The sequence below is a fragment of the Rhizobium ecuadorense genome (assembly GCF_001187535.1).
Lineage (GTDB): Bacteria > Pseudomonadota > Alphaproteobacteria > Rhizobiales > Rhizobiaceae > Rhizobium > Rhizobium ecuadorense.
In genome coordinates this window covers 1-229 of record NZ_LFIO01000585.1, presented here as the reverse complement: position 1 = coordinate 229, position 229 = coordinate 1, and the positions used below count along the sequence as shown (strand labels likewise).

1 pseudogene is annotated in these 229 nt (G+C 61.6%); it reads left to right on the top strand.

Annotated features, from left to right (window positions below):
* Positions 1-66: 66 nt before the first annotated feature.
* A pseudogene (locus AF337_RS42065) lies at positions 67-229 on the top strand (ABC transporter substrate-binding protein); the annotation flags it as partial.

The following is a 229-nucleotide window of genomic DNA, read 5'->3' as shown; positions in this document are numbered from 1 at the left end:
GAGAGGAAACCGCCTGCGGACTTGCCCGGAAGTTCTGTCAACGCACGATAAAGAAGGAACTGGGGAATGAACGACTACACGAAATATCTCGCAAGCCGTGTCACCGCCGGCGGGCTTAGCCGTCGCGAATTCATGGGACGCGCCATGGCGGCGGGCATCACACTTGCCGTCGCCGACAAGCTCTTTACCGAAAGTGCGCAAGCCGCCGAACCGAAGCGCGGCGGCCACC